This is a genomic window from Vibrio sp. T11.5 (assembly GCF_027587155.1).
GTDB lineage: Bacteria > Pseudomonadota > Gammaproteobacteria > Enterobacterales > Vibrionaceae > Vibrio > Vibrio neptunius.
The window spans coordinates 185,956-198,452 of sequence record NZ_JAPPTP010000004.1; the positions used below are offsets into that span (position 1 = coordinate 185,956).

At 45.4% G+C, this 12,497-nt stretch carries 8 protein-coding genes; 4 read left to right on the forward strand and 4 right to left on the reverse strand.

The window, feature by feature from the left end:
- The first annotated feature begins 47 nt into the window (after positions 1 to 47).
- Positions 48 to 614, forward strand: a complete 567-nt coding sequence (locus OH455_RS06620) for a hypothetical protein (protein ID WP_269980807.1) — start codon at positions 48 to 50, stop codon at positions 612 to 614.
- 57 nt (positions 615 to 671) lie between these two features.
- On the opposite strand, the gene OH455_RS06625 is transcribed toward OH455_RS06620, so the two are convergent.
- Both OH455_RS06625 and OH455_RS06630 read right to left on the reverse strand, forming a co-directional pair.
- Positions 672 to 1,265 (reverse strand): NADPH-dependent FMN reductase, encoded by a 594-nt coding sequence (locus tag OH455_RS06625; protein WP_269980808.1) that lies wholly within the window; start codon positions 1,263 to 1,265, stop codon positions 672 to 674.
- Positions 1,262 to 2,176 (reverse strand): EamA family transporter, encoded by a 915-nt coding sequence (locus OH455_RS06630; RefSeq protein ID WP_045977210.1) that lies wholly within the window; start codon positions 2,174 to 2,176, stop codon positions 1,262 to 1,264. The genes OH455_RS06625 and OH455_RS06630 overlap by 4 nt, the downstream gene beginning before the upstream one ends.
- A gap of 132 nt (positions 2,177 to 2,308) precedes the next feature.
- Here OH455_RS06630 and OH455_RS06635 point away from each other — a divergent pair, with 132 nt between their 5' ends.
- From OH455_RS06635 to queF, 3 genes are all read left to right on the forward strand, one after another.
- The gene (locus tag OH455_RS06635) at positions 2,309 to 2,788 is read left to right on the forward strand and encodes a MarR family winged helix-turn-helix transcriptional regulator (protein WP_045977211.1); all 480 of its coding nucleotides are present in this window, start codon (positions 2,309 to 2,311) and stop codon (positions 2,786 to 2,788) included.
- Positions 2,789 to 3,196: 408 nt separating this feature from the next.
- The gene (gene pulA, locus OH455_RS06640) at positions 3,197 to 9,121 is read left to right on the forward strand and encodes a pullulanase-type alpha-1,6-glucosidase (RefSeq protein ID WP_269980809.1); all 5,925 of its coding nucleotides are present in this window, start codon (positions 3,197 to 3,199) and stop codon (positions 9,119 to 9,121) included.
- Positions 9,122 to 9,704: 583 nt separating this feature from the next.
- A complete protein-coding gene (queF, locus tag OH455_RS06645) occupies positions 9,705 to 10,523 on the forward strand; it encodes an NADPH-dependent 7-cyano-7-deazaguanine reductase QueF (protein WP_269980810.1) in 819 nt (272 codons plus the stop codon).
- Positions 10,524 to 10,635: 112 nt separating this feature from the next.
- Here the strand turns inward: queF and OH455_RS06650 are convergent, their stop codons facing one another.
- Positions 10,636 to 11,436 (reverse strand): arylamine N-acetyltransferase family protein, encoded by an 801-nt coding sequence (locus OH455_RS06650; protein ID WP_269980811.1) that lies wholly within the window; start codon positions 11,434 to 11,436, stop codon positions 10,636 to 10,638.
- 85 nt (positions 11,437 to 11,521) lie between these two features.
- Positions 11,522 to 12,391, reverse strand: a complete 870-nt coding sequence (locus OH455_RS06655) for an AraC family transcriptional regulator (protein ID WP_269980812.1) — start codon at positions 12,389 to 12,391, stop codon at positions 11,522 to 11,524.
- Between the last annotated feature and the right edge of the window lie 106 nt (positions 12,392 to 12,497).

Consider the following 12,497-nt stretch of genomic DNA (forward strand, 5'->3'; position numbering starts at 1 on the left):
TATAATCATCTCGTTTTATAACTAAATTGTCAGTTGTTGGAGTAACAATGTTTAGAAGCTCTATAGTTAGTGCGATGGTACTAGTCGCACTAACGGGTTGTCAGAGCACAAACACATCTGAACAAAAAGATGTGAACAACCTAAATACGCAGTTTGAGATCGATGTTAATAATACGACGTACAACTTGGACTTCGATCAGTCTCAATCTATGGTGACGTCTGTTGAATATGTTTCTCGTGAACAGTCAAAAGGGATATACGCTAAAAAGGCGATGAGTGGTCTGTGGTCGCAAGAGAAAGTGAAGTATCAAACTCAGCTGTTAGATTCTCTTTATTCGAATGGTGCATTTATTGTGCGAGTATACGGAGAAACGATTAACTCGGTTAGCCGAGATTTGTACAAAGTTGAATTAGTGCAAGATGGAAAAGTTGTACAGCGCGGTGTATTTGATGCTGTAGGTGATGTTCCAAATATGGACTACCCATCACGCCTATGGCGTAACGATTCCAAACTTGCGACCAATGGTTTAGATACTAGTGAACCTTTTGAAATCCAGGTAATTACTGGTCAAAACATCGAAAGGTATCATTATCAGCCGAATGTTAAAGGCTGATAAATAGCTTAAGTTCTTGAGCACGGTTGAATGTGCTCAAGACTGTTTCATTTCTTTTTACATCCCATACTGAAATGGCTTTCCTGCCTCAACCATATCCCGATGGACGGGTTTTAGTGCATGTGCATAAGCGGATAACAGCTTCATCGTGTACTCACTACGGTGATGAAAGTTCACATCATTTACGCTCCCGTCTGAATTGAACAGAGTTTCCGCGTTGCGAAAGATTAAGTGATCCGGAATCAAGCACACGTGGTTATTCTTACTGCCGGTTAAACGAAGTTCACTAATAGGGTAAACGCCATTAACACTTGCCGAAACACTGACAGCTAAAGCAGGTTTGTGCGCCATTTCCTTCACAGTCGATAGCATTAAAAAATTTTTTAGAGCTGGTGTTGCCATACCGTGCCACTCAGGGGTGATGAAAACAAATGCATCACTGGTTTGTAGCTGAGTAGCAATCTTTCGCCAAGGGGTCCATTCATCACTACCCGACCACATGCCTTCATTCCATAGTGGTAAATTCAACTGATGGAGATCGAGAACATCGATATCCGTAAAATCAGCCTCTGCCTGTGTTGATAAATAATGAGCTGCTTTTAGGCTTTGGGAGTCAGCACGCTGGCTGCCTGAGATAATGGTAAGTTTCATGCGAGTTCCTTTTTACTACTAATAGATGATGTGTTTGTTTTAATTGTTGAATCTGTCGGGGTTGATGCCGCCAGCAAAATTGAAATTAATACGCTTAGAGCACCGATAAGCTGAATCCAGGTCAGAGTCTGACCAAGAATTAGGTAACCAAGAAGCACAGCGGATACACTGCTAAGAAAGCCAAGGAATGAGACCGACACCGTGCTGAGCTTTTCAATTCCACGGAACCAAAGTGAGTAGGCGAGCATGGCGCCAACAATTGCCAGATAGCTGTAACCGACAACATTCTTTAACGTGATTTGTTGAGGTAACCCCTCTGCACTGATGGCGATAGGGATTAGCATCAGCCCACCAAACAACAACTGCCAGCCAGTGAAGCTCAGCAGGGACATATTTTTAGGTCGTCCCCACCTTTTTGTTAACACTACGCCTAGAGCCATGCTTACGGTACCGAGTAACCCCATGACAACTCCCGAGGTATTGAGTTGACCTGGGTTATTGACCACAAGCATAGCGATTCCACCTATTCCCAAACCACTAGCAGCTATTTGCGTGAACGTTAATGTGCTTCTCAACAAAACCACGCTCAGCCCCATAATCAGAATGGGCTGAATGGACATAATCAGAGCCGCCATACCGCCGGGTAAGTAAGTGGCAGCATAAAATAGGCAGTAGAAAAAAAATCCGATGTTGAGTAGGCCAAGTACGGCCAGTTTCGCCCACCAACTTCCACTTGGGATCGTGCGAGAAAACAACACCAATACTATCCCTGCAGGTAAAGCGCGCAGCATCGATGCTAATAAGGGACTGTTGGCAGGCAGAAGTTCAGTGGTGACGATGTAAGTACTTCCCCAGACCATTGGCGCTAATGCCGTAATGGCTAATGTCGCTATTCGTTGTGTGCGTGTCATTGGTACCTCCTTTTGTCACAACCTGTCTTTATAAAAAGTATCTTTCCAAAAAGATACTTTTTATAAAGTAATGGTGATTTATCTTTTAATCAAGTATCTTTTTAAAAAGATAAATCAGTAGAGGGATGAGATATGCAAGATCCTGTCGACCAAATCTTGAAGCAGTGGGGCGATGTGAAGCCTGGGTTGGATTGTTCTGACATGGGAATTGTCGGTAGACTAATGCGTGTTCAGGGACTGTGGCACAGTCAATTGGAACATGTGTTTAAGCAGCATCAACTGAGTATGTTGGAGTTTGATATTCTCGCGACATTGATGCGAAATAAGCAACCACTGACCCCGACTGAAATGTACAAAACCTTGATGATCTCCTCAGGCGCTATGAGTACTCGGATTGAAAAGTTGGTCCAACGAGGCTTGGTTAAGCGACTAGCAAGTGGCGATGATAGACGCAGTTGTAAAGTAACGCTTACCCAGCTGGGTGCTCAATTAGTCGATGAGGCTTTAGCATCACACTTATCAAATATGAACGGAATGCTGAGCATATTTAATGAACAAGAAAAAGCCCAACTTGCAGATATGATGAGAAAAATCTTACTCGCCAATCAATGATTGATAAGACTGTGGTGGCAGGCTAGCCGTTACTTAGCCACCAGTTTTCGTTTTTTGTTTCAATCAAAACTACTTTCTTTTAAAGCAGTAGCAGATTGAGTCAAAGATCCAATTTCTTAACATTGAAACGACTTGTTGTAATCCTACAGCCGTTGATCCATTCGTTACTACAAAGTGTCAGATTTCTCACTGATTGCACATCATCAGAGTAATTTTTCGATCGTTTTAAAGGCTGTAATTGTGAGCCTGATGCTAAAATTTTTTCTCCTCCCCCCGATCTACGCCTACTCAATCAGTTTTATAGGATGAGGTAGTTAACTGTTTTAAAAATATAACGTTAGCTTGAGGCGATGTAATTAAACCAAAAAGTTTATCGCTCGTGGAACGTGAATATAAATGGATAAAAAAATGAACATCAAGCTAACAAAACTGAGCCTAGCTATGGCGTCGCTTGGGTTGCTGGCAGGTTGTAATGACCCGCTAGAAGTCAACGTGATGGATGGCTACATCGAAAAAGCATCTGTCTGGCTGGACGTCAACGGAAATGGTCGACAAGATCGTTATGAGCCGTCAGCCGTCACTGATAAAGACGGATATGCTGCCATTGACCTTGAAGGTCTGAATATCGAAGACCAAGACGTTTATCTTGTTGCTAAAACCCAGCGAGGCGTATCGATTGACGCTGATATTCCGGGTGTTACTGTGACAAGAGACTATACCTTGATGGCACCGAGTCATTACACTCTGGTGACGCCATTCTCGACTTACATTGCTGCGCAAATGCAGCAAGGTGTCAGCGAACGCAAAGCACTGCGTAAACTGCGTCGACAACTCAAACAGCCACACCTAGATATTGAAAGCGATTATATTGCTCAGCAAGAGGTAGTCGTCGCAAGAAGCGCAAAGGCGTTAACGCAATTACTGCCAGAAACCATTGAAGACCAAGATATGGAAGCGCTGGCGGATACGTTGGAGCTGGGCAGCAAAGCATTGGGAAAAGAGCTTAAACGTGGTCGCAATCAACTGCTTAATAAGACGTTAATGCTGGATGGTCGAGGTTTGCCAGTCATCGCGCAGGATAGTGATAGTGACGGCGTAGCCGATGCGATTGATCTTTTCCCATCCGATATTAAAGAGTCAGCAGATGCTGATAGTGACGGAATTGGCGATCATGCGGATACGGACGATGATAATGATGGTTTCAGCGATGTTGTCGAGTTAGAACTCGCTAGCGATCCTTACTCATCGGCGAGCTTTCCCGCCGATCTTGATGGCGACAAAATTCCAGATGCGCATGATTCGGATATCGACGGTGACGGTGCCGATAATGGCGTGGACGCATTCCCTGAAGATAGATTTGAAAGTAAAGACACCAATGGCGACGGGCTAGGAGACTTTGCCTCTAGCGACGATGATGGAGATGGGATCCCAGACAGCATCGATCCAAACCCAACCAGCCCAGATAACAGTTCATCTGAGCCTGCCCCGATTTATTCTGAATCGGTCATTTACTACAAACGAGATGATGGTAATTACGCGGACTGGGGACTTCACCTGTGGAATAACGCATCTTGTGACGCAGTGTCGGCTGACGCCTTAAACGGTCTAGATTGGGGCAATCCATACGCTTGGGGAGAAATCGACCCGCAATATGGTGCTAAGTATGTTGTACCACTGAAATCCGAGCACGGTGCATGTATGAACTTCATCGTACACAAAGGTGACGCAAAAGCGCTGGGCGGTGATGATCTGAAGGCTGAATTTGCTAAAGGTAATACACTTTATACGACACACGGCAGCTCAGTCGTTAAATACTCACCAGATGAGCAAATTGTGGTGAAACTTGATGGTGCAGCGGCTCACTGGCTCGATGTTAATTCCATTGCTTGGTTTGATCATGGTGAAGCAGCCAGTTACCAAATCTGGAGTCGTTCTGCGGGTAACGGTGATATCAATCAGCCAGAACAGTTTATCAAGTACGACATTTCATTTGCTGGCAACGTTGATAATCCTGACTTCCCACACCTGAAAGATCGTGTTGGTTTCTATTTGGATATTGATACTGAGACGGCTAAAGCGCTGTTGAAGACACAGCTAATTGCAGTGGCACTCGATGATGTAGGCAAACCGTTGGTCGCAACTCGTGTCCAGATTCCAGGCGTTGTCGACACGCTTTACACCGCAGGACCAAATGATGCGGATGAAGCTAAATTGGGTAGCTGGATGGAAGGCGATAGTGCGAACTTTGCACTTTGGGCGCCAACAGCTCAAGATGTTGAACTGTATTTGTACGATCAGGATAAAGCACTAATCGCACAGTCGCCATTCAGTTTGACTCTCGACTCAGCGACTGGCATCTGGCGTTACCAAGGCGATGCTTCACTGAAGAATGTGTTCTATCGTTACCGTGTGAAAGCTTACCATCCAAACACCGACCACGTTGAATGGATGATGACCACTGACCCTTATTCTCTCTCTCTGAGCACGTCCAGTTTGCACTCTCAACTGGTTGATCTCACGGATGATGAAACCAAACCGGCAGGTTGGGACAGTCAATCGATTCCAGAGCTGGAGAATCCAGAAGATCACATCATCTACGAGCTCCATGTACGTGACTTTAGTGTCAGCGATACGCAGGGTACACCAGCAAACAACGGTAAGTATCTGGCCTTCTTAGAAGATGAACGCGACAGTGTTAAGCAGTTGAAGTCGTTAAAAGAAGCTGGCCTGACAACGATCCATCTTCTACCGACTTACGATTTGGCTTCCATCCCTGAAGATCCAGCGAAGACGGTGAATCTGACCGATACCGTAGAAAAACTTTGCGGCATTAATCCTGATGCCAAGCTGTGTAGCGATGGTACTTCACGCGGTGCAACCATTCTGTCTTTGCTAGAAAAAACGGATCCTAACAGCGGCGAAGCGCAGGCATTGCTCGCAGATGTTCGTCCACTGGATGGATTCAACTGGGGTTATGACCCATTCCACTACAACGCACCAGAAGGCAGCTACGCTGTTTCAACCGATGGCATTGCGCGTATTCGTGAGTACCGTCAGATGGTGCAGAAGCTTCATGATATGGGCTTCAGAGTGGTACAGGATGTTGTCTACAACCACACCTACTCCTCGGGTTTGTATGACAAATCTGTGCTCGATAAAGCTGTACCGGGCTACTACCATCGCCTGAACCCGATCACAGGTGCTGTCGAGAACTCAACCTGTTGTGATAACACTGCATCTGAGAACCGCATGTTTGAGAAACTGGTGGCGGACAGTGTAGTGATGTGGGCTCAGGACTATAAGATTGATGGCTTCCGCTTCGATTTGATGGGACACCTGATGAAGTCGAGCATGCTGCACGTGTATGAGAAAACCAAGCTAGTAGATGAAGATACTTGGTTCTATGGTGAAGGTTGGAACTTTGGTGAAGTTGCTGATGGTCAACGTGGTGAAAACGCAACCCAATGGCCGATGGCGGGCACAGGCATAGGGACTTACAACGATCGTCTACGTGATGGCGTACGCGGTGGTGGTCCATTCGATAGTGGTGATGCCTTGCTTGAAAATCCGGGTTTTGCTAATGCGGGCAGTCGATTCAATGATGATCTGAAGTCGAAGATGGATCTTATCCGTTACGGTATGACAGGTAATCTGCAAAACTACCCGTTAGAAACGTATAGTGGCGCTACTGTGTACGGACGTGATTTCCAGTACGGAGGGCAGGGTGCGGCCTATACACTCGATCCTCAAGAATCCATTAACTACGTTTCAAAGCATGACAACCAAACGTTGTGGGATTTCAACCAGTACAAAGCCGATGCTAGCGCTACGCCAGCAGAGCGTGCTCGCATGCAGATCGTAGGTCTATCAACTGTAATGCTCGGACAAGGTGTACCATTCTTGCACATGGGGTCTGAATTGCTACGCTCTAAATCCATGGAACGCGATAGCTACGACAGTGGTGATTGGTACAACAAAGTCGATTTCAGTAAGCAGACGAATAACTGGAACATTGGTCTGCCACGTGCTGACAAAGATCAGGCTAACTGGAGTGCTATCCAATCAATCATTAGCAACCCGAATACCGTGGCAACTCCAGAGCATATTGCTTGGACAGACAAGGTCTTCAAGGAACTGCTGAAGATTCGTTCCGGCACACCATTGCTTCGTTTAGTGAGTGAAGAGCAAGTCTTGAAGCGTGTACGTTTCCATAATACTGGGCCGTCGACATTACCGGGCATGATTGTGATGTCGGTAAATGATGGGGTGAGTGCAGGCGCAGACCTTGATAGCAATTTCGACTCAATTGTTGTTGCGATTAATGCCAATACTTCAGCACAAACCATTCAGATTGCTGGAGCACAAAGCTTTGAGTTGCATCCGGTGTTGAAAACCTCGTCTGATTCAGTCGTTAAGCAGGCGAAGTTTGAAGACGGCGCTTTCACTATTCCACCATTAACTGCGACTGTCTTTGTCCAGACACAAAATGGTGCGCAAGGAGAAGGGCTGAATATTGATAGTAAGCCAGTTGATGTCGCGCCTTACGGTTCTGCCAAATTATACGTTCGTGGCTCAATGAATGGCTGGAGTACCAGTGATGAAATGGCCTATCAGGGTGACGGCGTGTACGCCTTTGAAGGCTACCTCACTCCGGGAGAGTATGAGTTCAAACTGGCATCTTCGGACTGGAGTACGATCAATCTTGGTTTTGGTGGCTTTTCAACTGGCAACGGTTCTGTAACGCTTGAAAATGCAGGAAATGGCAATATCAAGCTGACAGTGACCGAGCAAGGCGTATACAAGTTTTCGTTAGACGCTTCAGAGCAATCTGCGTTGGTAGTGTCTGTCATAGATACAAACCTTGACTATGCCTGCTATCAGGATGACAGCAAAGCCTGCGACCTGAGGATCTATCAGGTGATGGTGGAGTCATTTGTGGATGGAGACTCAGACCATAACTACGGTGTGGGTTACGGCAATTCTCACCACAATGGAGACCTTCAGGGTGTTATTGATAGTCTTGACTACATTGCGAGCTTAAACGTGAACGCATTGTGGCTCACACCTGTATTTGATTCTTGCGCGGGTCAGGCTGGTGATGATCGCCTTGACGCCACCGGCTATTTTGCTTGTGACTACTTCAATGTCGACCCTAAATTTGGCACCAACGAAAAGTTGAAAGAACTGGTTGATACTGCTCATGCTAAAGGTCTATACGTGCTTTTAGATGGGGTGTTCGGTCATACTAACCTTACTGGTGTGAAACCTTCCCCAACGGGTAAGCTACCAAGTCTGAGAGGGGAAGAGGGTTATCCGGGTATGTATGTTAATTACCCAGATGCAGCGAGTGAAGCCTTCTTCACAGAGGTGGCAACTTATTGGGTGAAAGAGTTTGGTATTGACGGCTGGCGTCTCGACCAATCTTATCAGCTTCCACTTGAGGCATGGCGCAACATTCGAGCTGCAGTAGAGCAAGCCTCATTGCATAATAAGAGTGCGGGTAAGCAATGGGGAACATTGGGCTACATGGTCGGTGAAGTCTGGAAAGGTGCCGATGAGATTACAGCAACAACCTATGGCAGTGACTCGCAACCGGGCCTTTCGTCGGCGTTCAACTTCCCGTTACGTTACGGTTTAGTTCAAGCTCTGGCGGTTGAAGAATCGGGGGCGAGCAGCAATGCCCGTGTTTTGGATGCAGAGTGGAACAGCCGTGCCAAATCGCCTTACCATGCTATGCCAAACTTAATGCTTGGTAACCATGACTTGGTGCGCTTCGGTGACCTGATTCAGCGTGGCAATCTTGGTGAAGCAGTCAAACGACATAAAGCCGCGTTTAGCTTTCTAGCGGCTTACTCTGGACCAATAACACTTTACTACGGTGAAGAGATTGGTGACGAAGTCGCTAACTTCTCGGACAAGGTCACATCAGATTGTGCTTCTCAGGGGCTGTGTGATGATCATGTCGCTCGCTCAAGCGCGAAAGTGCAAGGCGTGACTGGGGTGACGCTAACTGCTGAGCAACAAGATGTAAAAAACTATCTGACTCAAATTATGCAGGTTCGTAGTGAACATCCGGCACTTTATGCGGGTGAACGACGCAACTTATGGTTGGATGACAACTTGTATGCTGACCTGAAAGTGAATGGCGACGAGCAGATCATTTACGTACTCAACACATCAACTACGGAACAAACACTCAATGTTGACTTAGCAAGAGTCAAATCGACAGGCGAATTTGAAGACTTGATGAGTGGTGAGTTGATTAATGTTCAGGCAACATCTGGTGCCGTTTCGGTTCCAGCTCTGACAGGGCGACTTCTTTTAATCAAATAGTCGTTTGTTACAACAGGTCGGCTGAAACGAAAAAGGCTCTCCTATGTTGAGGGCCTTTTGCTTTTGTGTTGCAACTGCAGGTAAGCATATTGTCAGTTGGTGTTTGAGTCATGAGCGAGTCAAACGCTTTTTCATTGGCAACACGCTGCGTGAACTAACCGCTGCCAATAGGTGGTTTCTTGAAGTCAAGACGCGATACCTTCGTTACTGATAATCACAGTTCAAACATAAAAACAGATGCATCAGATAGGGTGCGTGTGTATATTTGAGTGCATTGATATTCTACAGGTGGCATTGTATTTTTGGTGTTGGTTTGGTTTTATGGCCCGCACAAAGGTGAAGAGCAATAATGAGTAACTGGACACACTTTAGAGGCAACATAGTGTTTTTCCCGATAGAAGACGAAATCAGTATGATGCGTTCCATTGTTGCATTCTTTTATACACCACCAAGTAACCGGCTTTCCGCTGTTTTTCTCAGTTAGACTGTCTCAAGATCTGTTAGGCAATATGTAGTGTCAGCCCCATTTATTTCGCAAGGAAACTGTTTTCCCGCTTCATCAACGTCAAGGAATTAAATAATAATGACCACTTATGATAAGAACCTAGGTAAAAAAAGCGAGTATATCTCTCAGTATCGACCTGAATTACTTGATCCTATCCCAAGACAAAGAGGCAGAAACGAGATTAAAGATCTTAAGGTCGCCACTCATGCTGGGTTTGACTTATGGACGGCCTTTGAAGTGTCATGGTTGAACAATAAAGGAAAGCCCATTGTCGCAATCGCAGAGTTTATTATTCCTCATACGTCCAACAACTTGATTGAATCGAAGTCATTCAAATTGTATTTAAATAGCTTCAATCAAACCTGTTTTGAATCGCAAGATATAGTTATTGAGACAATGCAGTCCGACTTAACTAATGCTGCTGGCGCTGAAGTGACGGTATCGTTTATGGAAGTAGATGAACCACAACAAACGTCTATAAATAAGCAATTTGATTGTATTGATGGTTTGGATATCACCGTAGACTCGTTTGAGTATGATGCGGATGCGCTATGCGCAAGCACAGTGGATGAATACGTCTCTGAATCTTTATGTTCTCATCTCTTGAAATCGAACTGTTTGGTGACGAATCAGCCAGACTGGGGAAGCGTATACATTCGTTATACTGGAGCCAAAATCAATCACGAAAGTCTTCTTAAGTATCTCATCTCATTTCGCGAACACAATGAGTTTCATGAGCAATGTGTCGAACGCATCTATTCTGATATTAAACGATGCTGTGCTCCTGAAAAATTGACAGTTTTTGCTCGATATACGCGACGTGGCGGCCTTGATATCAACCCTTATCGTAGTGACTTTGAAGATGAAATTTGCTCTGGTCGAAACCCGAGACAGTAACCAAATACGTCACACAACAAGTTAGGCTGAAAGGGGGGAGCCCAATTCAGCCTAACTCTTAGGTTCGCTGTCCAGAGCAGATGCCTTGTTTATATCTGCTCTGCCGACTCTGTTACATATCCTTGTTGAGTGGTATGAAATCGTCAAAGTTTGCGTCCAGCTCAATGCCAAACATTTGTTTTAAAACCATCAGATAACTCTCATCTTCAGCGATCTCTTTTTCCTCAATATGTCCGTTCGCCTTAATCTTTAGCGTGCTATTAAGCAGCGTGATAATACCGTCGTCTGTGGGGATTGTTGCGAGCCGTTTCTGCAAAAAGCTTGAGTCAGGGCAAGTTGACATATAGAAATTACCATAAGCAATATCGCTAGCGCAGACATGAGTAAAATCAAGGCTATAAAGATCAATCCATTCATCGTCTATTTTTGCCTGAAGCATAGCGCCGTATAGGGAGTGTTGTTCGAAGCGCAAGGTTTGTAAATCGGTGGGGATTTCCCTGTCAAAAACAACAGGTATCGGTGTTCGTGGAGTATGGGACCCAAATCCAACGTCCACAATCCACTCCTGTCCGTCAAGCACGACCAGTGATACCAGATGGCTCCGGCCTGAAGGTTCTGGTCCAAGGTGGACTCGACCAAGCAAGGGTGTTGCGTCAAAGCCTAAACTTTTCAGAGCATTTAGTAGCAAGGCATTGACTTCAAAACAATAACCACCCCGTTCACGTAGAACCAATTTCTCGAACAAAGCATCGTCAGACAAATTGATAGTACGACGAAGCGCTACATCAAAGTTTTCAAAAGGAATTCTGCGATGTTGCGCTCGGTGGAGGACAGTAAGGTCTTCGATGGTGGTTTGGGGTATGTATGAGAGCCCGATCTTAGCCAGATATTGGTTTAGCCTACTTGAGTCCATTAAACAGCTCCGTTGTTAATGAGGAATGACACGGTAACAGAAGTGGTTTAAACAATTCAATCTGAGCCTTGATGATTAGGATTGCCTAATAAAAACTGATAGGCAGGTAAAAATCGAGTTCAAAGTGTTCATCTTCATGCAGGAAGTGATTCCTGTGATAGTGAACATAGGCTGGCGTTGGACCCAGCTTAAAGCCGGATTCAGGCAACCATTGTTCATGGACCTTGCTGATTTGAGGAAGCAGCTCTCCATAAACTCCGGTGAGGCGAAATACCGCATGTAGTCCACCCGGTATCACTAACTGATTAACGATACCGCGAACCTTGATCTGTGTATCTATCTCGATACAGGCTACGTAGCGACAGTTATCTAGTTCAACCAACGCGGGGTTTGAGTGATGCAAACCGTATTGACGTGATGTATCACGCCCCTCGCTGCCTGCCCACGAAGTTAAGACTCGCCAAGCATTTTTTACCGTTCGGCTATAACCTACATGGCGAATATAGGCGGCTAGACGATCGGGGGTTTCGATTATTTTAGGTTCGGGAAGGGATTTTTTGGCGACGCGGTGATAGCCTGCGGCGATTTCAGGATCTTTGAGATAGGGTTTATCGATGTTTTGTTGCTCGTGCTTTCGCCACTCTCCGGGAGAGACGCTGAAAGTGGATTTAAATGCTCGGCTGAAAGAAGAAACAGAGTGAAAGCCGCATTTGTTGGCGATGTCCAATACCGAAGAATGCGGTTCAAACATCAATTGGTTGGCGGCATACTCCATTCGTGTTCGGCGGATATATTGGTGGATAGATTCTCCGACCACCTGTTTAAAAATGCGATGAAAGTGTTGCTCAGAATAGGCGGCAATATCCGCTAATTCCTTGGCTGGCAGTGGTTTGCTGATATCTTTATGAATATGATAAAGCACGTCATTGATACGGAATATGTGTTGTCGACTCATAAAGAAAAATAGCATAAACGGACATGTTGAACAGCATAAACGGACATCCTATTTTCATCAATGGGTTATACACTTCATTAACGTCTTTTGGACGATAAAAATTCTA

Excerpts from the sequence above, each read along its gene's own strand:
- OH455_RS06630 (WP_045977210.1), bottom strand. The coding sequence starts at position 2,176 with ATGACACGCACACAACGAATAGCGACATTAGCCATTACGGCATTAGCG.
- queF (WP_269980810.1), top strand. The coding sequence starts at position 9,705 with ATGACCACTTATGATAAGAACCTAGGTAAAAAAAGCGAGTATATCTCT.
- pulA (WP_269980809.1), top strand. The coding sequence starts at position 3,197 with ATGAACATCAAGCTAACAAAACTGAGCCTAGCTATGGCGTCGCTTGGG.
- OH455_RS06650 (WP_269980811.1), bottom strand. The coding sequence starts at position 11,436 with ATGGACTCAAGTAGGCTAAACCAATATCTGGCTAAGATCGGGCTCTCA.
- OH455_RS06635 (WP_045977211.1), top strand. The coding sequence starts at position 2,309 with ATGCAAGATCCTGTCGACCAAATCTTGAAGCAGTGGGGCGATGTGAAG.
- OH455_RS06655 (WP_269980812.1), bottom strand. The coding sequence starts at position 12,391 with ATGAGTCGACAACACATATTCCGTATCAATGACGTGCTTTATCATATT.
- OH455_RS06625 (WP_269980808.1), bottom strand. The coding sequence starts at position 1,265 with ATGAAACTTACCATTATCTCAGGCAGCCAGCGTGCTGACTCCCAAAGC.
- OH455_RS06620 (WP_269980807.1), top strand. The coding sequence starts at position 48 with ATGTTTAGAAGCTCTATAGTTAGTGCGATGGTACTAGTCGCACTAACG.